The organism is Micromonospora sp. URMC 107 (assembly GCF_051386315.1).
Classification (GTDB): Bacteria; Actinomycetota; Actinomycetes; order Mycobacteriales; family Micromonosporaceae; genus Micromonospora.
The window spans coordinates 38245-61785 of sequence record NZ_JBPQTK010000012.1 but is presented as its reverse complement, the minus strand read 5'-3'; the positions used below and the strand labels follow the sequence as shown (position 1 = coordinate 61785).

General features: G+C 70.5%; 12 protein-coding genes and 1 pseudogene. 4 read left to right on the top strand and 9 right to left on the bottom strand.

Going from position 1 to position 23541, the window contains the following annotated elements:
* Positions 1 to 379 precede the first annotated feature (379 nt).
* On the bottom strand, positions 380 to 1090 hold the full coding sequence (locus ACSNN9_RS04755) for a hypothetical protein (protein ID WP_436671385.1): 711 nt from the start codon (positions 1088 to 1090) through the stop codon (positions 380 to 382).
* 238 nt (positions 1091 to 1328) lie between these two features.
* On the opposite strand from ACSNN9_RS04755, the pseudogene ACSNN9_RS04750 reads away from it, so the two are divergent.
* Positions 1329 to 1740 (top strand): annotated as a pseudogene (locus tag ACSNN9_RS04750) (GntR family transcriptional regulator); the annotation flags it as partial.
* Positions 1741 to 1990: 250 nt separating this feature from the next.
* Here the strand turns inward: ACSNN9_RS04750 and ACSNN9_RS04745 are convergent.
* From ACSNN9_RS04745 to ACSNN9_RS04725, 5 genes are all read right to left on the bottom strand, one after another.
* Positions 1991 to 2482: a hypothetical protein gene (locus ACSNN9_RS04745; protein WP_436671384.1), complete on the bottom strand. Its 492-nt coding sequence runs from the start codon at positions 2480 to 2482 to the stop codon at positions 1991 to 1993.
* Position 2483: 1 nt separating this feature from the next.
* Positions 2484 to 11627 (bottom strand): DNRLRE domain-containing protein, encoded by a 9144-nt coding sequence (locus ACSNN9_RS04740; RefSeq protein ID WP_436671383.1) that lies wholly within the window; start codon positions 11625 to 11627, stop codon positions 2484 to 2486.
* Positions 11628 to 12210: 583 nt separating this feature from the next.
* Positions 12211 to 12918 carry an HAD family hydrolase gene (locus tag ACSNN9_RS04735; RefSeq protein ID WP_436671382.1) on the bottom strand — a complete coding sequence of 236 codons (708 nt, stop codon included), beginning with the start codon at positions 12916 to 12918 and terminating at the stop codon, positions 12211 to 12213.
* A 240-nt stretch (positions 12919 to 13158) separates the two neighbouring features.
* The gene (locus ACSNN9_RS04730) at positions 13159 to 13749 is read right to left on the bottom strand and encodes a TetR/AcrR family transcriptional regulator (protein ID WP_436671381.1); all 591 of its coding nucleotides are present in this window, start codon (positions 13747 to 13749) and stop codon (positions 13159 to 13161) included.
* A 182-nt stretch (positions 13750 to 13931) separates the two neighbouring features.
* On the bottom strand, positions 13932 to 16640 hold the full coding sequence (locus ACSNN9_RS04725; RefSeq protein WP_436671380.1) for an MGH1-like glycoside hydrolase domain-containing protein: 2709 nt from the start codon (positions 16638 to 16640) through the stop codon (positions 13932 to 13934).
* A 42-nt stretch (positions 16641 to 16682) separates the two neighbouring features.
* On the opposite strand from ACSNN9_RS04725, the gene ACSNN9_RS04720 reads away from it, so the two are divergent.
* The 3 genes from ACSNN9_RS04720 (at position 16683) to ACSNN9_RS04710 (ending at position 21113) form a co-directional block, all read left to right on the top strand.
* Entirely contained in the window at positions 16683 to 18626 is a 1944-nt protein-coding gene (locus ACSNN9_RS04720; RefSeq protein ID WP_436671379.1) for an amylo-alpha-1,6-glucosidase, read from the top strand.
* Positions 18627 to 18764: 138 nt separating this feature from the next.
* The gene (locus tag ACSNN9_RS04715) at positions 18765 to 20093 is read left to right on the top strand and encodes a glycosyltransferase family 4 protein (protein ID WP_436671378.1); all 1329 of its coding nucleotides are present in this window, start codon (positions 18765 to 18767) and stop codon (positions 20091 to 20093) included.
* A 210-nt stretch (positions 20094 to 20303) separates the two neighbouring features.
* Entirely contained in the window at positions 20304 to 21113 is an 810-nt protein-coding gene (locus ACSNN9_RS04710) for a metal-dependent hydrolase (RefSeq protein WP_436671377.1), read from the top strand.
* Between the two features lie 17 nt (positions 21114 to 21130).
* Here ACSNN9_RS04710 and ACSNN9_RS04705 read toward each other — a convergent pair whose 3' ends face one another.
* The 3 genes from ACSNN9_RS04705 to ACSNN9_RS04695 all read right to left on the bottom strand — a co-directional run bounded on the left by ACSNN9_RS04705 (position 21131) and on the right by ACSNN9_RS04695 (position 23423).
* Positions 21131 to 22195: a phosphotransferase gene (locus ACSNN9_RS04705; protein WP_436671376.1), complete on the bottom strand. Its 1065-nt coding sequence runs from the start codon at positions 22193 to 22195 to the stop codon at positions 21131 to 21133.
* On the bottom strand, positions 22192 to 22719 hold the full coding sequence (locus ACSNN9_RS04700; RefSeq protein ID WP_436671375.1) for a hypothetical protein: 528 nt from the start codon (positions 22717 to 22719) through the stop codon (positions 22192 to 22194). Before ACSNN9_RS04700 ends, ACSNN9_RS04705 begins: the two co-directional genes overlap by 4 nt.
* Before the next feature lie 110 nt (positions 22720 to 22829).
* Positions 22830 to 23423, bottom strand: a complete 594-nt coding sequence (locus ACSNN9_RS04695; RefSeq protein WP_357874458.1) for a nucleotidyltransferase family protein — start codon at positions 23421 to 23423, stop codon at positions 22830 to 22832.
* Between the last annotated feature and the right edge of the window lie 118 nt (positions 23424 to 23541).

Here is a 23541-nt window from a genome sequence, read left to right as displayed (position 1 = left end):
TTCCGGCGGCGTGTCACCGTAACGACATTGGCCAGGAGGACGCTCCCGTCAATCCGTCACGCGGGGTGACGGGCCTCGCGTCAACCCGGGCCGGCCAACCGCCCAAATACCCGATGCCGCTGACGTGAAACAGTCACCGGAGGGCCGCCAACAGTCCACTCCGGAGCGGGCGATATGCCAAGCAGCCGAAAGGATCACTGGTGCCCGCCGGACCGGCGGGTCACGGACCCACGGTCGGTGAACACGCAACCCCTGGATGGAGGCGCCTCTGCCCCGCCCAGCCCCGTGGCGCCAGCAACGTCCGGTGGTGGCGCAGAGACAAACACAAGGGTGGGCCCACCGCAGCGGCGAGCCCACCCTCCATGTCACATCGGACCGGTCACCCCGTCTGGCCCACGAGCTCGGGCACCGATCGGTCGATGCTGATCGTGAGCGGACCGTCCGGCTCGAATCCCGGAACACCCACAGCCCGGTCGACCGACGCCGACCATTCGGGAAGCGCCGACTCGATCAGATCGATGGAGGTCGTCAACGGCGAGTACTCGATGCCGAGCGCGCGAACCTCGCCAGCCACCCTGATGCTGACGAACTCCCACCGGGCATCGGCCCGGTCGACGGCACGCAGGGTCAACTCGGCCGCATCCACGGCAGCGATGAATGCTTCCGTGTCACGGACCACCTCGAGACCGGCACTGCGGTTGACAAATGCAAACACGTCCTCCACCTGCGCATCGCTCGACAGATACGACCTGAGGTCGGCTGCCTTCTTCGCCGAGGCGAGGTCGGCGTCGCGCAGCCAGGTGGACTTTCTCAAGCAGAAGGTCGGTCCGGTCTCTTCCGACTCCTGTCCCGGCAGGGAGTCGGTCCGGTAGACCCCCGCGACGGAGACACGGGGCCCCTCATCGATCATGGCCGTCAGCCAGGGCTGGAACAGGAGTCGATCCCCCGAGAAGGAGGCGCTGACCATCCGAATGCCGGCCAGCTTCGCCACGGCGATGCGCTTGAGCGTGCCGACGTTCGGCAGAAGGCGAGCCGGTCGCATCACGGCGAAACCGGGGTACCCGGCTGCCGAGCCTTCGCCCTCACCCATGGACCCTCCCTCCTGCTACACGTCAGAACGTAGGCCCGGGGTCGCATCCTATGGAGCGGGTGGTGGCGTACGAAGATGCACGCCACCACCCGACCGACCAACTCCAGAGCACTTCGAGTGGTCATCTCGCTCTCCCCGCCAGCCACGGCAGCCGACTGCGCCGGTGAGAGACCCAGGTGTCCCGGCGGTTCGAGACCCTGCTTCAACTTCTTCACGGTGACCGAGCAAGTGTCGCAAGATGGCCGACCTCTACGGCGTGGCCTCCATGGCCGCCCAACGCGCTACGCGAACTCCAACACCGGCGCACCATCTACAGCGTCGCCGGCAAAGGCACCTCCGTCCACCCCGACGCCTTCGACCTACTACGCGGCAGCGTCCTCCGCGAACCCATCAACGACCTCGACCTACGCCGCAGAGTCGCCGACTAACAAGCCGTCACCGTCCGCTACCACCACGCCCGCACCGCCGACGACAAGAACGCAGCCCTACCTGGCGCTGCGCCACGCGGACACCAACAGTCAACTCATCGACGGAGTGATCAAGCACCAGGCCGATTGAGGCATCTTCGCCGAACAGCCCGTCTCCAACGTCCCAGCAACGACGAGCAGGCCCCACCGCCCGCCAAGCGCTCCCGCAGCAGCCGCAACCGCAACCGCACGAAGCAGCAAGCCAGCCGGACCAAGGTACTGGACCAAGATCCGACTGGCTCAAAACTGCTCTACAGGATCAAGAGCGCCCGGCTACGCCGGACGGACGCGCACGCGCCATGCCATTCCGGCCTGCGCGTACGCGCCCAGCAGCAACGCTGACGGCAACCCAAGCAAGCAACCACAACCGTCAGCACACTACGCGCCCGAGCAATTACTCGGCGGAGCCAACGCGGTACGGCGTGGCAGCCCTCTACTTACCAGAAAGCCAATCAGCAAACGGAACCATTTCCGCACACTGCGGCCAAACCATTCGCAAGGATTTGGCGAACGCGAAAGCTACGGATTCAAGCATCGTCAGCAGCTCCGAGTAATCGACTTCTTCGATGACAGGATCGGGAACCCATCCCGTGCGGGAAATACACGTCGCTTCTACGCGGTCACCGCTGACTGCAAAACGTATGGTCCGCTCGATACCTTGACCATACATATCCACTTCCGCCGAGCCGCCGACCCTAATGCCACTTAGCAGATCCGGGAACTGCTCGACTAGAGTTGATAGATCGTACCGGACATCGACGGGCCACTGATCCTGACCAAATCCGGCCATACTGAATGCACAGTCAGTCTCAGCAAGCACACTGCATAACTCCATGACGATCGACTCGAAGTCCTGGTCAGACGGGCCCTCGGTCGCCGAAGCGACGGTCGAGGGAGCAACGAGCGTAATGTTAAACGACGTCATCTTAGTTCCCTATTACAATTGGGAATGCGGTCCTATATCGCCCATTCCGAACCGGCACAAGTTGTGCATGTGTCGCCGGAACCACTGTTCCATCGGGCCTGATCACACTGCCCATCCCCGCAGGCAGTGGGACCTGGCGAGGCCCAGCACTCGGATCATACTGATCGCGTAGCCAGGCGGCAGCATCAGCGTCATTCGCCCACTGGCCTTGGTCGTTCCCGGTGCTTCTAGCACGATCCGTCAAACTCCGAGTGTTTCGTGGACCAGCGCCGTGCTCACTGAACGTATGACCAAACGTCGGCCGACTATTAGGATTCCAGTTCGTCGGCTTCGGCGCGGCGCAACTGCACGGGTTGCCCTTAGCATCAACACCGCCACCGCAGTTATGCACGAGCACCGACTCATCGCCGGCTAGCACGTAGTACGTGTGGATTCCCGTAACGGTCAGGTTGTGCACGCGGGCAAGTTGTGTCCAAGTGCGGACCGCGAGAACCTCTACCAACTTCCCATCCGACGACCGCAGCCGACTCCCTGGCTCAACATCCTCGGCGTCGACCCACTTCTTGAGGTCTTCAATCCAGAAGGGGTGCTGGTCGGTGGCGACAACCATGCCTGTCTTGTCGCCAGCGTTGCCGTCGGTGTCAACCGTGACCTCTACGAGATCCTTCTGCCCCTCACCGAGGATAAGGGCCTCAACACTGCGTGCCTCGGTCCGCCCAGTCTCAGGGTCCGTGGCGAGAACCTCGTCGCCGACGCGAATCTCATCGATAGCCTTGCGCGACCCGTCAGCCATTACCACGAGGGTTCCGGGAACAAAACTGTTCCGACAGCCTCCCAGCCATCGCCCACCGGGCACCTTGGCCGGAGCCACGGAGGTAGCTATGGTCAATCCGTTCTTGGTGCCGGCGCGTACGACGCCCTCCACGTCGCCTTCTGCGGCGGCCTGCACACCGCTCCACCAGGTGGTGCCAACGTCGGACACCATCCCCCACGCCATCTTGTATGGCCTGGTGACCGTGTTGACGGCCACGCCGCCTACCCGCTTTGTTGCACTTCCCCAATCACCGTTCGAAGCGTCCTCGACCGCTTGACCCACTTCGGCGTACTCGCTGGAGACCTCACCCCAAAGGCCCTTCGCACCATCGACGACACCACCGAAGAAATCCTTGGCACCGCCGATGATTCCGCTGCCGATGTCGGAGATGAAGCTGTGTCCGTCCATTTCGATGGCACTGATCGGATTGCCGCCACCGAAGGCGTACCGGTTCCCGGTCCACGGGTCGGCGCCGAGGTTCATGTCCGCGAGGGCGCCGTTGTAGCTGTCGCGGGACAGGAACCGGTTGAGGCCCGGGCTGTAGTCCCGGAAGCCCATGTCGTACGACTCGGAGTTCTGGTCCCAGCGCTTCGAGTTGAAGCGGTAGGCGTTGTACGGCTCCTTCGTCGGATCCGCGGCGTCGGGCTTGTCGATGCCGGTGAACTGCGCGTCGTCGTTCTTGCCGTAGGCCGTGTAGCCGTAGGTGGCCTTCGTGTCGCCGGTCTCGTCGGTCAACTGCTCGACGTCGGTGTGCGGGTTGTAGCCGTAGTAGGCGTCCTCTTCGCTGCCGTCGTCCTTGTGGGTGATCTGCGAGAGCCGCTGGCCCCACGGCGAGTACTGGTACGACTTGGTGACCTCACCGGCCACCTCCTCGTTCAGGACCTCGCCGGAGAGACCGAGGTAGTTGAACGTCGTGGTCTTTTCCTTGGTACCGCCGACATCCGTCGTCTTGGTCGTCGTCCGGTCCAGCGGGTCGAACGTGTGCTTCGTCGTCGAGGTGCCCGTGCTCGTCGTCTTGCGGTTCTCGATGACGTGGTCGAAGCCGTCGTAGACGTTCCGCTCGATGACCGTCCCGGCTGCCGTGACGGTGTCGAGCCGGCCGAAGGGGTCGTAGTTGTACGAGGCGGTCGCCCCGCCGGTGGACGCGGTGAGCAGCCGGTTGCGGTCGTAGTTGAAGGTGGTCGTGGCGTTCTTGATCGTCTGGTTGATGACGTTGTTGTTGGCGTCGTGCACGTAGGTCTCGGTGTCGGCGCCGTGACCGGTCTTGACCAGTTGGGACAGGCGGTCGCGCGGGTCGTAGGTGTAGGCGCTGGTGGTGTCGAGGTACGCCGCGTGGTTGTCGGCGTTCATCTTTCTCGCGACGTCCCGGGTGCGGTTGCCGTTCAGGTCGTAGGTGTAGGTGTGCTCCGACACCAAAGTCCCGTTCGGCTTCTTCTCGACCTGGGACTTCAGCGCCCCGTCCAGGTAGTAGGTGTGGTCGACGGTGTTGCCGTTGCCCTTGGCCTGCCTCAACAGTTCGCCACGGTCGGTGTAGGTGAAGGTGGTGGTCTTCTTGTCCGGATCCGCCGCGGATTTGCCGTTGACCACGGTCGACACGAGGTCACGCGGGTCGTAGCCGTAGCTGGCGTACTGGCTGTCGTGGGTGGTGGTCTTCGGTGCGCTGTTCTCGTTGTAGGTGTAGGTGGTGGTGTTCCTGACCGTCCCCGACTTCTTTTCGACGACCGTCTGCACCTGGTTCAGACCGGTGTAGGCCACCGAGTAGGTGTCGACCCGGGCATTGGGTGACGCGTCGGTGATGGTCTGGAGGTTGCCGTTGGGGTCGTACCGGTAGGCGTAGTCGACCTTCTCGTTGTCGGCCTCGCCGGTGTTGCTCCGGACCAGCTTCACCGCGTCGGCGACGACCGTGCCGCCGGCCTGGTCGGACAGGGACACCTTGTGGCTATTGCCCTCAGTGAAGCTGTACGAGCCGAGGCTCACCCAGGTGCCGGCGCTGGCGGTCTGGTTGACCGTCCGCACCGTGTCGCCACCGCCGTGCTTGACCGTGAACTTCGCGTCGGTGGCGGCGCCGGACACGTTCGGGTAGCGGACGAACGCCTCGTACGTGCCTGCCTGGGGCACGTTGAGCTGCCAGGTGAACGTGTTCGTGCCGGTCCCCGCCGGACGGGTGACGTAGTTGTGGCCGTACCTGCCCGTGGCCGAGGTGGCCGCGGTCCAGGTGCCGGTGGCGGAGGTGTTGTTGAAGTCGGAGTTGTCGACCAGCACGACCTGCCTGCCGACCGGCACGCCGTCGTCCGTGCGGGACTTCAGCTTGCCGTCGGGGAAGTAGGACCAGGTCATGGTGCGGTTCGACGATCCGCCCGCCGACGTCACCGTCCGCGCGGTCTGCGCGCCCAGCTTGTCGTAGTCGTACGACGTGACGATGTCCCACGGGTCGCTGCTGGTCTTCGTCAGGCCGTTGTCGAAGTAGCTGTACGTCGTGTCGTTGCGGACCGACTCACCCGCCGACGGTGGCATGCTGACCTTCGCCAGCCGGCCCACGAAGTCGTACTCGTAGGTGGTGACGTCCGCCGTCTTGTAGCGGGCGTCGTCCTTGTCGTACGCCGTGCGGGTCTCCTTCGCCCGGTTCAACTCGTCGTAGACGGTGACCGTGGCGAAGTCGTCCGGGTCGTCCGTGGTGGCCACGCCGCGCGGGCTGATCGTCCTGGTCTGGTTGCCGACCTCGTCGTACTCGTACTTCGTGGTGCGGTAGGTGATGGTGCCGGCGTCGTTCTTGTGCGGCACCTTGACCTGGCTGGGCAGTCCCCGCGGGTCGAGGGTGACCTCGGTGGCGTTGCCGAGCTGGTCGGTGGTGGCCTTGGCCAGACCGTCCCGGTCGTACGTGCTGGTGGTGAACTTGCCCAGCGCGTCCGTGGTCTTGGTCAGCTGGTGGGCCCAGTCGTACTCGTACAGGGTGGTGTAGTCGGTGGTCGAGGCCGAGGCGTTCTTGACCGGGTCGATCACCTTGCGGACGTTGCCGACGTTGTCGTACTCGTAGGTGATCCTGTGGCCGTCGGCGTTGACGACGCTGGTGAGCTGGTAGATCTCGTCGTAGCCGTTGGTGGTGACGAAGTCGCCCTCCTCAGGCGACAGGTTGCCCTTGGGCTCAGTGGTGGTCTCCAGGTTGCCGACCTTGTCGTAGGTGAACGAGGTCTTCCGCTCCGGGTCACCCGTGACGTCGACCGGGGCCAGCGTGTAGGTCAGCTGGTCGGCCTTGTCGTAGACCGCCTTGCTGACGGCGCCGTTCGGCGCGTACGACTCGTAGACGTTGTCGTTCGCGTCGTACTTCGGGGCCGGGGTGACGACGATGTCGCCGGCGGACTGGTCCTTCGGGACCCGGTTCTCCAGCGGACGGCCGAACGTGTCGTACGTCTGCGTGGTGTCCTTGCTGTAGGCGTCGGTGACCTTAAGGACGTTGCCGCGCACGTCGTAGACGAACGTCGTCGCCTTGGTCTTCGCGTCGGTGATGGTTTGCGGGTAGCCGTTCGGGTCGAACCTGTCGTTGACCGTGGTGTTGCCGTTGGCGTCGGTCGCCGTCAGCATCTGGCCCCACGCGTCGTACGTGTAGGAGGTCTTGTAGTCCTCCGGGTCCGTCGTGGTGTTGCCCATCGGGTCGACCACCCAGGCCAGGTCACCGTCGGCCTCGTAGCCGAAGGTGTGCTTGCGGCCCTCGGGGCTGGTCTTCCCGCTGAGCTCGGCGACGTAGCCGTTGAGCTGGCGCTGGTAGGTCAGCACCGTGCCCGGCGTGCCGTTCCTGACCGCCTCGGCGTCCCTGATCTCGGTCGGGTAGCCGGTTTTGGCGTCGTACGCCCAGGTGGAGACGGCCTGGTTGGCCTCCTCCAGCCGGATCACGTTGTGGTCGTCGTCCCAGCCGAGCTTCGTGGTCTGGTTCTTGGCGTTGGTCGTCTCCTTCGGCCGCCCGTAGCCGTCCATCAGGTAGACGGTCGCGTGGTTCTCCGCGTCGGTGGCCGTGGTCCGGATGTCGTTGGTGGCGTCCGGATCGACGTAGCCGAACTGCGTCAGGTGGTCGAGCCGGTCGGTGTAGGACTTGGTCCGCCAGTGCCACTTCGGGTCGTCGCCGGCCTGCGGGTAGTGGTAGGCCAGCTCGGTGGCGTTGCCGCGCGGGTCGGTGGTCTTGACCAGCTTGACGTTCTTGTTGCCCTGCGTCATGTCGTAGGCGAACTTGAACACCTTCTGGTCGCCCATGGCGCCGCTGGATCCGGCACCGTCGATCAGCTCGCCCAGCAGGCCCTTGTCGGTGTACGCGAAGGTGAGCTTGCGTCCCGAGATGTCGGTGATCTGCGAGACGTGGTCAATGATCTTCGGGTTGGTCAGGTTGGTGCCCGACTGCCGGGTCCAGGTGGTGTCGTCGATGTAGTCGAACGTCGTCTGGCCCTTGGTGTAGTAGTCGATGGTCAGCGTCTGCCGGCCGGTCGCGTCGAGCAGGTACCGGAGGAACTTGGTCGGCTTGTTGTTGGACTTGCGCTCCTCGTAGACGAAGCGCATCTCGTTGCCGTTGTTGTCCACCACGCTCGACAGGAAGCCCTCGCAGTCGTAGTAGAACTGCGTCCGGTCGGGCTTGGTGAGCAGCCACGCCTTCGGCTCCTGCGTGTTGGGCTTGCAGTCGAGCGTGGTGACCTTCTGCAGGTGCAGGTGCACGCCCTTGGGCGCCGTCCACTCGTTCGCGGTGGCGTTCCAGGTGAACCGGTGGCTGGTGCCGTCGCCGTCGGTCAGGGTGACCTTCGTCGGGTTCGGGTTGGGGTGGAAGTCCAGCGGCGTGCCCAGGCGCATCATCGACGACGCCTGCAACGACCAGCCGTAGCCGGCGACGGTGTCGCTGGTGTCCAGCGAGTTGTACGCCAGCCGGACGAAGGTCGACAGGCCCCGTGACGGGTTGCTGAACGCGTCGTACGACCAGACGGTGTTGCCGGCGTACAGGTTGTTCATCAGGGTGCCGCCGGCGCCGGTGTTCTTGCCCGCGTACGAGTAAAACTTCTCCAGGCCGAGCTGGTCGGAGGTCGGCTCCTCCACCGCGATGTTCTGCGGCAACGCCTTGATCGCCGTGGTTTCGGAGAGCTTCTTGCCGGTGACCTTGTTGCGTAGCTCCCAGTCGAGCACGTAGTCGGTGCGTTTGTTCCCCTCCGTCGACGGCGGTGGGGTCTTGACCTGCGCGTTGACGTCGACCGTGCCGGCGATCGGCACGGCCGCCGGCAGGGGCGTCGCCACGTGGATGGCGGCGTCGGACACCGGCAGGCCGTCGGCCCGCTTCCACTGGTAGGTCAGCTCCCACTCGGTGGCGGCGAACGCCGCGCCGGTCGGGTTCGACACGGTGACCGGGACGGTGTACGTCGAGGCCGGCGCGAGCTGGTGCGGGGTGCTCGGCGCGTGGTAGGTCGACTCGGCGGTCTGTTCGAGGTAGGTGACCTCCAGCGTCGGGCGCAGCAGCGGCTCGGGTGCCTCCGACGACAGCATCATGGCCCGCGCGGTCTGGGTGGCCTCGTTGCGCATCCGCAGCAGGAAGCCGTTGTTGCCGCCCGGCGTGGCGACCCAGCCCTTCACGGGCTCGGTGACCGTCCAGGTGGCCCACTCCGGGTCGTTGGTGAACCCGTTGAACCCGGCCTTCCAGGTGGTGTCGTAGGCACCGCCTGGGGTGGTCCAGGCGGTGGTGGCGTTCGCCTTGTCCCAGGTGGCGGTCGTCTCGTCGAAGCCCTGCGTCAGTCGGTGCACGTCGACGTACTCGGTCTGCACGTCGCCGGGGAACAGCGAGGTGTTCCACATCCGCAACTGCGCGTCCACGACCCGCGCGGTCGCCGGGATGCCGGCCAGGGTCGGGAACTTCACCAGGCTCCGGGTGGTGCCGAAGTACGTCGAGTTGTTCCCCACCCCCAGGTACGGGTCGCCGAGGTAGCTGTCGACGTTCTCCGTGCGCCGGGTCAGCGACAGGTTCGTGTCGACCACCCCGTTCGCGCCGGTGGTGTCCCCGGCCGCCGCCGCGTCGCGGTAGATCCGGGTGATCTGGCCGGCCTTGGGCAGCGTCACCGCCTGGCTCGGCCCGGCCAGGAGCTGCCCGTCGCGGGTCTTCACGGCGACCATGTAGTAGTAGAACTTGCGGGCCATCGGGTCGGTGTTGTCCGCCGCCGTCGGCACCGCCGTGGTGTCCTGGTACGTGCGGGTGCCCGTCCCGACCGGCGCGATCAGCGTCGCCGACGACGGCCGGAAGTCCTGGTAGATACTGCGGTGCACCTGGTACTCCACCGCGTCGTCATCGGTGTTCGACGACGGGTCCTGGTACTGCGGCCAGGTCAGCACGGCACCGGTGGAGGTGATGGTGGTCGGCGGGTGCACCGCCACACCCGGCCGGCCGTAGGTGACGATCAGCCGCGGCAGGTTGTAGTCGCGCCGGTCGTTCTGGTACGCGTACTCCGAGGCCTCGTAGATCGGCCCGCCCCGCCCCATGGTCACCTCGTCCACCGCCTTGACCACGAAACCGTGGTTCGGCGTGCCGTTGAGCCACTGCTGCACGACGTCGCGTACGGCGAACGAGTTCCACGCGCTGGAGACGCCGCGCGCCTTGTTCGCCACACCCCAGCGGGTGAAGCGCACCGCGTCGGCGATCACCGCCTTGCCCGCCACGTCCCGCAGGACGACCCGGCCGGCCGTGCCGGCGTTGAAGCGGTACGTGCCGAGGGTCGCCCACGCGCCCTTGCTGTCCGGGGTGGTCTGGTTGACCGACGCCGCCGACGAACCGTTCGCGTGCTGCACCGTGTACGGGGTGGGGTTGGCCCGGTCGGACGCGCCCACGTAGTGCACCTCGACCTTGTAGTCCCCGGTCTCGGTGATCGTCGGCGTCCAGGTGTGGGTGTCCCCAGCGGTGGCGTCGTTGTTGAACCGGTAGTCGGTCTTCACCGCGTGCTTGGTCATGTCCGGGTTGCCGGACCACGCCCACGAACCGGTGATCGAGGTGCCCGCCTCACCGTCGTCGAGCTGCACCAGGTTCCCGGCCGGCTGCGCGTCGATGTTCTCGTGCGTGTTCCTCCACGTCGCCGACTCGTCCGTCCACGGCTGCGTCACCCGACGCGCCTCCATCAGCACGTCGTGGTCGTACGAGGTGTGGGTCTGGTCGTAGTACAGCTCCAGCCGGGCGTCGTCGATCGCCGTCCCGGACGGCACCGCGTTCAACGGGAACCGCACCAACGACCGCCAGACCCCGGTGTCCGTCCCCACGCGCAACGGCCAGTTCGTGGGATCCGTCTGGTAGGTGTGGTCCGGGCTGCCGGAGTAGACCTGCACGTCCTGGGAGTCGTCCGGCACCGGCTGGATCCGGATCGTCGGGTCGATCACCACCGGGTAGACCCGCTTCGGGTCGGCCAGCCAGGCGGCGTCCGCGGTCACCGTCACCGTCGTGGCGGCCCCCGACCCGGCCACGGTCTGCGTGACCTTGTCGCTCCACACCTTGCCGTGCGGCGACGCCTCGTCGTCCCGGTCGTCGTACATGAACGGCGCCGGCATCACGAACACCGGCTCACCACCGGCTAGGCCGACGAACGCGATCGACCCGTCGGCACGCTGCTGCGCGGTGAGCCCGGTGGCGTCCAGGGTGAACGTGTACGAGGCCGGGCCGCTCGGCGCCCGGTGCAGGACGATCTTCTCCTTCAGGGCCGTCGGGGTCACGTCGTAGACGACGTCCGCGCCACCAGCCACACCCGGATAGGTGACCGACGAGCCGGAGACCCGGGGCGTGACGCCCTTCGCCGCACCCGCCAGGCCCAGCTCGACGCTGCGACCCTCCTGCTCGAAGCGCACCAGCTCGTCCGAGCGGTCACCGAACAGGCTGGTGAAGCTGTTGGTCGTGTTGCCCTGGACGTACCCCTTCTCCTTCGTCGGGCGCACCCTGGTGTCGATCGGCTGGTACCGGCCCCTGCCGTCCCTGTAGTGCAACGGCACGGCGGAGATCTCCGCCTGGGTCCGTCCGTCGGACAGCTGGTAGACGCGGCTGTTCTTCGTGCGCTTGCCGGGGAGTTCCCTGACCCGCTTCTGCGGGGGCCACACCTTTGCCGGCGGCGCCTTCTCCTGCACCGCCAGGCCGGCGCCGACCACCTCCGGCCGCGCCGGGCGCGGGCCGCCGTCGACCAGCCCCTTCGCCGCGTCGCCGAGCCGGGACAGCAGGCCGTCGTCCTTCGCCGCGGTCGCGGCCTTCTCCGGTTTTCGGTCCGACAGGACCTGGGTCCCGCCCACGGTGGCGGCCAACGCCACCACCAGGCCCGCGATCAGCGGCCCTCGCAGTTTCCTCTTCACCCGTCACCCTCCGGTCGGGAGCCAGTACGACGGGTAGAAGCTAGGAGGGTCGCGCATACCGAAAGCTATCGTCCGGCTACTGGGAGGATCGACCGGTTCACGACCGCCGGGAACGGGTGGCGACGCCGAGTACGGCGCTCTGTGAAGGCGGGTTTCCGCCGTCAGGCGGGGCGGCGGAGGGGCGGTCCGCCGAGGGTGTCAGGACCGGGGCCGCAACTCCCCGGTCCTGCCCCCAGCCGTCCGGCGTGGTAGCGGACGCACCGGATGAGCGCGTGGGCGTGGCACGCCGCCCACGCCGGGCTCAACGCGGCGAGCCTGCCGCCTGCACTCAGCTCCATGGTGCCCACCTGCCGGACTTCGGCACGCTCCCGACTCACCCCGAAGAGCCGTGAGCGCCGAATCAGGCTAGGCGTGCCGCCGGGGCCCCGACAAGGACGGCCGGGGCCGACCCAGGGTGATTGATGTCAAGGTGAAAAAGCGGCATGTCGACGTAACGCGGCCCTGTGGAGAAGCGCTGTTTCCGGTCGAGGCGGCCACTGTGTCCGGTGCGTCCCGCGCCGCTTCCCCGCGGCGCGGGCGCGGCTCAGAAGTGGCGCAGCAGATCGGGGAAGGCGGACAGCCGCAGCACCCCCGGGTCGGTCGGATCCAGCTCGTCGTGCTCCAGCACCCAGGTGTTCTCGTTGGGGATGAACACGGCGTTCAGCCCGGCGGCGCGGGCGGGCCGGATGTCGGACTTCGGCGAGTTGCCGATCATCCAGGTGACGGCGGGGTCGACGTCGTGCTCCCGGGTCAGCCACCGGTAGGTGTCGACGTCCTTCTCCCGCACGATGTGCGCGGCCCGGAAGTGGTGCAGCAGCCCGGAGGCGTCGAGCTTGCGCTGCTGCTCCTCGCGGTCGCCCTTGGTCAGCAGCAGCAGCTCGTGCCGGGTGGCCAGGTCGTCCAGCGCCTCGGCCACCCCGGGCATCAGCTCCACCCGGTGCGCGACCAGGGCCGCCGCCAGGTCCTCGATCTCGCGCCGCTCCGCCTCGGTGGCGGGCCGCTGCCGAAGCCGCTCCAGGCACTCCCCCAGGCTGCGCAGGAACACCTTGCTGCCGTAGCCGTGCGCCACCGCGTTGGCCCGCTCGATGTCGTCCAGGATGGCCCGGGTCTCGGCCCGGTCGAGGGTCGGATGGTCCAGCCACTCCAGGAAGTCGTCGATCACCCGCTCGAACAGGACGTTGTTCTCCCAGAGCGTGTCGTCGGCGTCGAAGACGAGCACCTGCCCGTCGCGGCGGCGGGTCGTGTTCCCCATGACTGTCCTCCCCGTGGTGGCCGGGGCCACGGTACTGCGGCCCCGCCGGCCCGGTCAGCCGGGTTTCGGCGGGGACCGGCCTCCGCTCACCGCGGCCGCCCGCACGCCCCTGCCGACCACGTCGCGCCGCCGACCGCGTGGCCGGCGGCACGGTGACGACAGGCGCCGTCCGAGCGGGCGGCGGCGGGTCGTCAGGGTCGGCTGGTGGGGCGTCGGTGGCGAGCCGCCGGCCGCCCGGGCTCACGGGCCGGCGAGGAGCCTGTCCATGATCATTTCCTCGCGCTGCTCCTGCTTGTCCGGGCGCAGCCGCCCGCCCCGGGTGAGCATGACCGTGCCGTGCAGCAGCGCCCAGCCGAGTTCGGCGAGCGTGTCGGGATCGCGGCCGGCGGCCAGCGGTGCCAGGGCGGCGCGCAGCTCGGCGAAGGCGGCCCCGGGCGCGCCCGGCCCCGGGTCGCGGCCCAGGGTGAGGTCCGAGGTGTGGGCGAGCATCGCGTCGTAGACCTCGGGATTGGCGTACGCGAAGTCGAGGTAGACCGCCACCACGGCCGGCCAGCCGCCGTAGGCCCCGCTGGCGGTCACCCTGGCGGCGGTGGCCCGGGCGGCGGCGAGCGCGGCGGCCAGGTCGGCGAAGCCGCGCACCGCCACGGCGGACATGAGCGCGGCCGGGTCCGGGAAGCGTCGGTAGAGGGCCTCGATGTCGACGCCGGTCCGCTCGGCCAGCCGGCGGTGGGTCGCCGCCGCCCACCCCTCGGCCTCGGCCAGCTCCCGAGCGGCGAGGACGACGCGCTCCCGCTCGGCCGGTTCGGCGTCTGCTCCGTCTGCTGACGACACCCCGCCGATGCTAGCGAGCGTCACCGCCCGTGCCGGGCTCGCGACGGATTGGCGACTCTTCGGCGGCAGGTGCTCCCGGACGGCTCCGGCGGCCCCGCCGCGAGCGTCGCCCAGACGGGGGCCCGGCCTCGTCGCGCCCAGCAGACGCTCGGTGGCCGGGGCCGCCGCCGGGCGTCCCGGCCTCAGCGACGCAGGGTGAGGATCAGGTCGGCGACCAGGGCCGTCCAGCCGGTCTGGTGCCAGGCGCCCAGCCCGGCGCCGTTGTCGCCGTGGAAGTACTCGGGGAAGCAGATCAGGTCCCGCCAGTCGGGGTGGGTCTGGAAGAGCTGGGCGGCGCCGTAGATCGGCCTCCGGCCCCAGCCGTCGCGGGTGAACAGCGAGATCAGCCGCGCGGAGAGGTCGTCGGCGATCTCGTCGAGGGTCCGCTTCACGCCGGAGCGGGTCGGATACTCCACCTGGAGGTCGTCGCCGAAGAAGGCGGCGTAGTCACGCAGCGCGCTGATCAGCAGGAAGTTGGTCGGCATCCAGATCGGGCCGCGCCAGTTCGAGTTGCCCCCGAACAGGCCGCTGGTCGACTCGGCCGGCTCGTAGCCGACGCTGAACTCCTGGCCGCCGAGGGTCACCGAGAACGGCTTGTCGAGGTGGGCCCGGGAGAGCGTGCGCAGGCCGTACTCGGAGAGGAACTCGTCGGTGTCGAGCATCCGGGCGAGCAGCCGGACCATCTGCTCCGGGCCGACCATGGACAGCAGCCGGTGCTGGCGGCCGTCGGGCCCGAGCCGCCGGGCGCCGATGACGTCGGCGTACTCGGGCCGGTTGGTGAGGAACCAGCGCAGCCGGGCGTGCAGCTCGGGCAGCCGGTGCAGGGTGCGGGCGGTGAGCCGGGTCGTCGCGGCCAGCGGCAGCAGGCCCACGACCGAGCGGACCTTCAGGGGCACCTTCGTGCCGTCGGCGAGGCGCAGCACGTCGTAGAAGAACGCGTCCTCGGCGTCCCACAGGCCCTGCTCGTACGCGGCGGCGGCGATGTAGGCGAAGTGCTCGAAGAACTTGGTGGCGGTGTCGACCCAGGTGCGGTCGTGCTCGGCCAGCACGACGGCGATGTCGAGCAGGTTCAGCGCGTACATGGCCATCCAGCCCGTGCCGTCGGACTGCTCCAGCACCCCGGCCACCGGCAGCGCCGCCGACCGGTCGAACGGGCCGACGTTGTCCAGCCCGAGGAAGCCGCCCTCGAAGACGTTGTTGCCGCCGGTGTCCTTGCGGTTGACCCACCAGGTGAAGTTGAGCAGCAGCTTGTGCATCACCCGGGCCAGGAAGTCGTGGTCGCGGCTGCCGTCGATCTCGAAGACCTTCAGCGCCGCCCACGCGTGCACCGGCGGGTTCACGTCGCCGAACGCCCACTCGTACGCGGGGATCTGGCCGTTGGGGTGCAGGTACCACTCCCGCAGCAGGAGCAGCAGCTGCTCCTTGGCGAAGCCGGGGTCGACCCGGGCGATGCTGACGCAGTGGAAGGCCAGGTCCCAGGCCGCGTACCAGGGATATTCCCAGGGGTCCGGCATGGAGATCACGTCGAAGCTCGTCATGTGCCACCAGGCGCTGTTGCGCCCGTGCCGGCGGCCGGAGGGCGGGGGCGCGGAGCCCGGATCGCCCTCCAGCCAGCGCTTGACGTCGAAGTGGTAGAACTGCTTGCCCCACATCAGCCCGGCGATCGCCTGCCGGGCGACGAGTGCCTCGTCCGGGGTCGCGGCGGCCGGGATCACCCCGGCGAAGAACCGGTTCGCCTCCGCCCGGCGGGCCCAGAGGACCGCGTCGAAGCCGTCCCCCAGGTCCGCCGGCGGCGGCGGGGCGCCGCCGGGCGGCGGAGCGGTACGGGTCAGCCGCAGCCGGATGCGCCGCTGCGCCCCGGCCGGCACGTCCAGCACGTAGTGCAGCGCGCCCTTGGTGCCCTCCCGGGCCGGGTTGACCGTCGGCGCCCCGTCGACCACGTGGTCGTTGATGCCGTCCTTCGGGTACGGGGAGCGGCCGGGCAGCCCCCAGAGCCGCTCGGCGTTGGTGTCGTTGTCGCAGAGCAGCGGCGTGGGCTCGCCGTCGCCCTCGAGCAGCAGCTGGCCGAGCACCCGGTGCTCGCCGACGAGCCGCGATCCCTCGCCGACCAGCCGGGGCACCCGCTCACCGCCGGGCAGCCCCCACGCCCAGGTGTTGCGGAACCACAGGGTGGGCAGCACGTGCAGGGTGGCCGCCCGGTCGCCCCGGTTGGCGACGGTGACGACGACGCACATGTCCGTCGGTGTCGCCTTGGCGTAGTCGACGGTCACCGCCCAGTACCGGTCGTCGTCGAAGATGCCGGTGTCGACCAGCTCGTACTCGGTGTCGTCCCGGCCGCGCAGCGCGTTCACGGCGACCAGCTCGTCGTACGGGAAGGCGGCCTGCGGGTAGTGGTAGCGCCAGCGCATCCACGAGTGGGTGGGGGTGGAGTCCTCGTACCACCAGTACTCCTTGGCGTCCTCGCCGTGGTTGCCGCCGTCGCCGCCGAGGCCGAACATCCGCTCCTTGAGGATCGGGTCCCTGCCGTTCCACAGGGCGAGGGCGAAGCAGAACGTCTGCCGGTCGTCGCAGACGCCCGCCATGCCGTCCTCGCTCCACCGGTAGGCTCTGGAGCGCGCGTGGTCGTGCGGGAAGTAGTCCCAGGCCGTACCGTGCTCGCTGTAGTCCTCCCGTACCGTCCCCCACGCCCGCTCGGACAGATAGGGACCCCATGCGCGCCAGTCCTGCTCCCCGGCGTCGGCCTGAGCCAGCCGGATCCGTTCGGGGTCGGGCGCGGAGTCGTCGGGGGGTGGCACGTCGGTGATCACTCGCACATCTTCGACGCCGCCGGGGGACTTCACCACAGGAGCCATTCTCGTCGTGGCGTGTTGCACCCCGCCGCCGGTGGAGGAAAGTTGATCGACATTCGCTTCGGTCCGCAGGTCTGCGGCGACCTGAGCGGCGGCGCCGCCCGGGAGTGGCTGGTCACCGACGGTCTCGGCGGTTACGCCACCGGCACGGTGAGCGGGCTGCGCACCCGCCGGTACCACGGCCTGCTCGTGGTGGCCGGCGAGACGCCGGCGTCCCGCCGGGTGGGACTGGTCGGCCTGGACCCGGCCGTGCTGTTCCCCTCCGGCGCCCAGGTGCGCCTGGGCGCGCACGAATGGGCCTCCGGCGACGTCGACCCGCGCGGCTTCGAGTTGCTGGAGCGGTTCGAGCTGACCGACGGCCTGCCCCGGTGGCGCTGGCGCGTCGGCGACGTGGTGATCGAGCGGGAGCTGGCGATGACGCACGGTCGCTCCTGCGTGGCCGTGGTGCACCGGCTGGTCTCCGGCGGGCCGGTGCGCCTCGACCTGGCGGCGGTCTGCACCTGGCGCGACGCGCACGGCGAGCGCCGCGCCGACGGCCCGGCCCCACGGGTGGAGCCGGTGCCGGACGGGGCCGTGGTCGAGGGCGCGTTCCGGCTCGCCGGACCGGACTGGACCCCGCAGGGCCAGTGGTGGCTCGGCGCCCACCACCGGGAGGAGGCCGCGCGGGGCCTGAACCCCGACGAGGACCTCTGGTACGCGGGCCGGTTCTCCGGCGCCCTGGAGCGCCCGGGCGACACGGTGTCGGTGCTCGCGTGGGCCGGCGAGCTGGCCGAGGAGCCGCCCCCGGCGACCGAGGTGGTCGCGGCGGCCCGGGCCCGCAACCGGCGGGTGGTGGCCGCGGCGAAGCCGGCCGACCCGGTCGAGGCGACGCTCGCGCTGGCCGCCGACGCGTTCGTGGTCGGCACGGCCACCGGGCCGGACGTGGTGGCCGGCTACCCGTGGTTCGGCGCCTGGTCGCGGGACACGATGATCTCCTACGAGGGGCTGCTCCTCTGCACGAACCGGGCCGACGAGGGCCGGGAGCTGCTGCGGGCGTACGCGGCGACGCTGTCGGAGGGGATGCTCGCCAACACGGCCGACACCGGGCGGGTGGAGTACAACACCGTCGACGCGACCCTGTGGTTCCTGCACGCGGTCAGCCGGCACGTCACCGTCACCGGCGACACCGACCTCGGCGACGAGCTGCTGCCCGCGCTGCACGGGGTGGTCGACGCGCACCTGGCCGGCACCCGGTTCGGCATCGCCGTCGACCCGGCCGACGGGCTGCTCACCCAGGGCGGCACCCCGGGCACGGCGCTGACCTGGATGGACGCCCGGGTGTACGGGGTGCCGGTGACCCCGCGCACGGGCAAGCCCGTGGAGGTCAACGCGCTCTGGGTCAACGGGCTGGCCGGCCTGGCCGAGCTGACCGAACTCGCGGGGCGGGACGCGGGCGACCTGTGGCGACTGCACGAGCGGGCCCGCGCCGCGTTCCGGGACCGGTTCCCGGCCCCGACGGGCTGGCTGCACGACGTGGTGGACGCGCCCGCGCCGGCGTACCCGCTGGGTGGGGCCGCGCACCACGACGACGACCTGCTCCGCCCCAACCAGCTGCTGGCCTGGTCGCTGCCGTACGCCCCGCTGGAGCCCGACGAGCCCACCCTGCGCCGGGTCGCCGGCGGGCTGCTCACCCCGCTGGGCCCGCGCAGCCTCTCCCCCGACTCGCCCGAGTTCGTCGGGCGGCACCGGGGCGGTCCGGCCGAGCGGGACGGCGCCTACCACCAGGGCACCGTCTGGCCCTGGCTGCTCGGCCCGTACGCCGACGCCGCCCGGCGGGCCAAGATGCCGATCGATGAACTCTTCGTCGGCGTCGAGGCCCATCTGACCGAATTTGGCCTAGGATCGGTGAGTGAGACGGCCGACGGCCTCGCGCCGCACGCCGCCACCGGATGCCCGTTCCAGGCGTGGTCGGTCGCCGAGCTGCTGCGCGCCCGCAGGAATGGCCGGTAGCGCTTTACACGACCGCAACGGCGTCGTCTCCGCTGGTTAGCCGGCCACCAGCAGGATGGGTCCCGATCCAGTCGCGACCGTCACGGGCACCGGTCCCGTGCCGTCGGCGCGCACTCGGGACAACTCAAAGGGGGCCGCATGTCGCCTGACGCCGACGTGATCGACATCCATCCCGCCCGGCCGCAGCGGGTGCTGATGCTCTCCTGGGAGTACCCGCCGGTCCTGGTCGGCGGCCTCGGCCGGCACGTGCACGCCCTCTCGGTCGCCCTGGCCGCCGCCGGGCACGAGGTCACCGTCGTCACCCGGCACAGCGAGGGCGCACCCCTGGAGGAGTACGCCGACGGCGTCCGCATCGTCCGCGCCGCCGAGGACCCGGTCACCTTCCCCCTGGCCACCTCCTCCCTGCTCGCCTGGACCATGGCGTTCAACCACACCCTCACCCGCGCCGCCCTGCGCGCCACCGAGGCCGGCTCCTACGACGTCATCCACGCCCACGACTGGCTCGTCGCGCACACCGCGACGACCCTGCGCGAGCACCTCGACCTGCCCCTGGTGACCACCATCCACGCCACCGAGGCCGGCCGGCACCAGGGCTGGCTGCCGGAGGAGATGAACCGCACCATCCACGGCGTCGAACACTGGCTGAGCAACGCCTCCGCCCGGGTGATCGCCTGCTCCGGCTACATGCGCGAGCAGGTCACCACGCTCTTCGACGTGCCGACCGGGCAGATCGACGTGGTGCCCAACGGCGTCGACGACCGGGCCTGGCGCGCCCGGCCGGGGGCGGTCACCGCCGCCCGGGCCCGGTTCGCCGGCGACGGCCCGCTCGTCGGGTACGCCGGCCGGCTGGTCTACGAGAAGGGCGTGCAGCACCTGGTGCGCGCCGTGCCGTACCTGCGCGACCGGCACCCCGGGCTGCGGGTGGTCATCGCGGGCGACGGCCCCTACCGGGCCGAGCTGGAGGAGGAGACCCGCCGCCTCGCGCTCGGGCAGACCGTACGCTTCTCGGGCTTCCTGGACTCGACCCGGCTCCCGGCGCTGCTCGGCGCCACCGACGCGACCGTGGTGCCGAGCCTCTACGAGCCGTTCGGGATGGTGGCCCTGGAGGCCGCCGCGGCCGGCGCGCCGCTGGCCGTGGCCCGCACCGGCGGCCTCGCGGAGATCGTCGAGCCGGGCGTGACCGGGGTGACCTTCCCGCACAGCGATCCGGGCGCCCTCGGCGAGGCGGTCGACCAGCTCCTCGGCGACGAGGTCTTCGCCCGGCGGGTGGCCCGGCGGGCGCGCACCATGGTCGGCCAGCGGTACGGCTGGGCGACGATCGCCGCCCGGACCGCCGGCACGTACGCGACGGCGTGCCGCGAGCACGGCCCGACGCAGGCCCGACGCGCCGCCGCCCGGCTCGGCGGGGCCCGCCAGAAGATCACCATCCCCGAGGGGAACCTGCTCGCCGTCGGCGGCGCCTGCTGAGCGGCCCGCGCCGCCTGCGCAGTCCGGTGGCCGACAGACCGGCCCCGTCCGCCGCCCGGCGCGGCATACTTCCTGCCGGTGCGGCGGAGCCACCCACCCCCTCCCCGCCACCGTCCCTCGTGGACCGTCCGGGCGATGCCCCTGCGCCGCACCGGCGAACTACAGTGGCGTAGTTTTGGCGCTCAAGATCCCTGGGGAGGGTGAGCCGACATGATGGGACCGTCCCACGCGCTGTCCGGCGCGGCGGTGTGGCTGGCCGGGTCCTGGGCGCTGCAACACTTCGCCGACTACCACCAGTCCCCGCTGGAACTCGCCGTCGGCACCGCGGTCTGTGCGGGCGGGGCGCTCTTCCCCGACCTCGACCTGTCCGGCAAGGTGACCCGCAACCAGGGCGGGGCGACGGTCGCCCGCACCTTCGGCGTGTTCTCGCTCTTCATCGCCGAGGTGATGGAGAAGGTCTCGCTCGGGGTCTACTACGCGACGAAGCTCAGCAAGGATCCGCGCCGCAACAACGGCCACCGCACGCTGACCCACACCATCCCGTTCACCCTGCTGGTGGGCTGGGGCACCACCACGCTCTGCGCCGCGTACGGCAAGTGGGCGGTCATCGGCATCCTGTTCTTCATGTTCGGGCTGGCGCTGCGGGGCCTGTTCGACAAGTGGGCGGAACGCGCCGGCTGGGTCATCGTGACCCTCGCGTCGGCCGCCGCCGCCTGGTACACCTTCGCCAACCTGCCCGGCGGCCGGGGCTATCCGCTGATCGGCACCGCCGTCGGGGTGGGCTGCTTCGTGCACATCCTCGGCGACATGATCACCCGGGCCGGGGTGCCCATCCTCTGGCCCATCCCGATCAAGCGCCGGATGTGGACGCCGATCGGGCTGCCGAACAAGATCGCCCTGCGGGCCGGCAGCAAGACCGAGGTGGTGGTCGTCCGGGCCGTACTGACCGCGATCTCGGTGCTCGCGGCGGCCGGGCTGGTCGCCCCGTCGGTGCTGCAACGCTTCAACATCGACGTCTGACGGCTCCCCCCGGCCGGTCAGTCCCATGCCTCGGCGGCCCAACGGGCGAGCAGCTCCAGCACGGGCCGACGGCCCGCCATCATGCCGGCCTCGTCGCGGGCGTCGTAGGTGGCGCTGATGGCGGAGCGGCCGAGCCGGCCGAGCATCAGGGGCGCCAGCCAGAAGTACTTGGCCGCACCGGTGAGCCGGACGGCCCGGGCCACCACCTCCGGCGCGACGGCGCCGCGCAGCCCCTCGGCGTAGCGGTCGACCACGGTGGCGGCCACCTCGTCGAGCAGCGCGACGTCGACCAGCCCGTCGAGGAAGGTGTCCAGCACCAGGTTGGCCGCGTCCTCGCCGACCGGCCCCGGGCCGACGCCGGACCAGTCCAGCAGCACCGGGCCGTCGGCGGCGAACACCAGATTCATCGGCCAGCAGTCGTGGTGGCAGAGCGTACGGGGCAGCCGGTCGGTGCCGGCGAGCACCTCGTGCCGCCGCTCCCACAGCGCCCGCAGCGCGTCGCGCAGGGGGCGCGGCCAGGCGGCGACGGCGACCGGGTGCTCCCACGGCACCGGCGCGGCCACCGGCCGGCTCAGCGTGTAGTCGCGCAGCCAGTCGCGCGCCAGCCAGCCCGGCGAGCGACCGCCGGGCAGCAGGTCCCGGGCCTCGGGGTCGCCGAGCCGGCGGGCGTGCCCGACGCCGAGCCGGACCGCCACCTCGCCGAGGTCGGCGGGCGTGCAGGCGACGCCCGGCCGGCCGACCGCCTCGGAGAGCCACAGCGCGACCGAGCCGTCCGGCCGGTCGTCGACCGCCAGCGGCCTCGGCGCGGCCAGCCCGGCGTCGGCGTACGCGGCGGTGGCCAGGCCGCTGCGGTACGCCTCGACCTCCCGGCGCCAGTAGTTCCAGTGCCCCGGCTCGTCGCTGCCGGCCCAGTGCGCCGGCCCGGGGCGGCCCGGCGGGGTGACCAGCTTCAGCACGGCCGGCCGGCCGTCGCGGTGGGTACGCCAGATGCCGCCGGTCACCCCGTTGAGCGTGTTGTGGGTGAGCTGCTCGGCCGGCACGTCGGCGGGGACCAGGTCGGTCGGCGGGCGGGACGCGGTCACGGGGCCTCGGGACCGCCGGGGCGGGCCACCGGGGACCCGGCCGGAGCGAGCGGGGCCGGCGGGCCGGGGCGGCGCCGGCGGGCCAGCCATCCGGTCGCCGCCCGCGACCCCTGCACCACGGCCGCGTGGGCCACCACCGGGCAGAGCACGACCGCCGTCGTGAAGGACCAGGCCAGCGCCGCGTCGGCGACGACCGCCCCGGTGACGGCCGCGATGCCGGCGACGTACAGGCCGACGAGGAACACGGCCACCCCGCAGGCCGCCAGCGTGCGGGCGAACGCGCCACGGCGGGCGAGGGCGACGTCGCCGATGACGACCGCCGGCACCACCACGAGCAGCACCAGGACGGCACCCGGGAGGGCGGCGTCTAGCACCATGAAGGGCCTGGCCAGTGGCCCGCCCGGGCCGGCGTCGGCGACCTGGGCCAACGCGAGCCGCGCCAGGAGGCCGACCCACCCCTCGGCGACGTACACCAGCCAGGCGACGACCGCCCCGGCGACGTGCCGGGTCAACGTGCCGATCATCGGCGGACCTCCCCGTTGCCGGCGGGCCACCAGCCGGCCGGCGTCGCGCGCGGCGACGGGTGCCGCGCCCCGCCGACGCTAGCGGAGGGACCAGCCGCCGTGGGGGCGGGTCAGACGCCGACGCGCTGGGGTGGGACGGTCAGCCCGTAGAGCGCCATCAGTTCCGGAGTGTCGACCCGGCTGCCGTCGGCCACCGAGTCGCAGGAGATGTCGACGATCTGGTCCTTGTGCGCCAGCAGGTACGGCCGGGCGCCCACGTCCGCGCTGGCCAGCGTGGCGATGCCGGACCAGTGCCGACGCCCGAACAGCATCGGGTAGCCGCGCAGCCCGTCGTAGGTCGCGCAGACCAGCACGTCGGGGTACGGCAGCGCGACCACCCGGCGCACGGCGGCGGCGGTCAGGCCGGGCATGTCGACCGGCACCACCACGACCGCCTCGATGCCCTCGTCGTCGAGCGCGGCCAGGCCGGCCCGAATCGACGAGCCGACGCCGGTCCCCCACGCCCTGTTGATCACCACCGTGGCCCGGCTCAGGTCCGCCGTCTCGCGGACCTGGTCGGCCGCGGCGCCGAGCACGACCACGATCCGCTCGCAGCCCGCCTCGGTCATCGTGTCGATCATCTGGTTCACCAGGGGCTTCTTTCCCTGGTGCAGCAGCGCCTCCGGGCCGCCGATGCGACGACCCCCGCCCGCGGCGATGATCATTCCTGCGATCCGGTTCAGCTGGGCCCCCTCCACCGTGGAGCGGGCCGTGGCGCGAGGACACGGCCCGCTCCGTCGTACGGACATCGGGAGCAACGAGGACAAGGCGGACCGGGTAGCG